The sequence below is a fragment of the Pseudomonas sp. P4_C1 genome (assembly GCF_056402155.1).
This window is the reverse complement of record NZ_JBFUHY010000176.1, coordinates 1-576: the sequence shown is the minus strand read 5'-3', so window position 1 is coordinate 576 and position 576 is coordinate 1. Positions and strand designations below refer to the sequence as shown.

Genomic DNA, 576 nt, shown 5'->3' with positions numbered 1-576 from the left:
GGCGGGGCGGGTAACGACGTCATCATCGGTGCCGGAGGTGCCGACACGATGGCCGGCGGTGGCGGCAGCGATATCTACGAAGTCACCGAGGTTGGAGACGTGGTGATCGAGCTCGCCGGTGCCGGCAACGACACGGTCTGGACCTCGCTCGCAAGCTACACCCTGGGCGCCAACGTCGAGAATCTGTTTTTCGGCGGCAGCGGCAACTTCGCGGGCACCGGTAACGTGCTCGGCAATAMKATCGCGGGYGGKGCGGGTAACGACGTCMTCATCGGTGCCGGAGGTGCCGACACGATGGCCGGCGGTGSYGGCAGCGATATCTACGAAGYCACCGASSTTGGGGACGTGGTGATCGAGCTCGCCGGTGCCGGCAACGACACGGTCTGGACCTCGCTCGCGAGCTACAGCCTGGGTGCCAACGTCGAGAATATGTTTTTCGGCGGCAGCGGCAACTTTGCGGGCTCCGGCAACGAGCTGGCCAACACGCTCGTGGGCGGTGCGGGTAACGACGTGCTCATCGGTGGCGCAGGTGCCGACACGATGGTCGGCGGTGCTGGCAACGATGTCTACGAAGAG

General features: G+C 65.4%; 1 protein-coding gene. It reads left to right on the top strand.

Annotated elements, in window-relative coordinates:
• Positions 1-576: calcium-binding protein (locus tag AC1DU9_RS29875; protein WP_477811278.1), on the top strand; the 576-nt coding region annotated here is incomplete at both ends.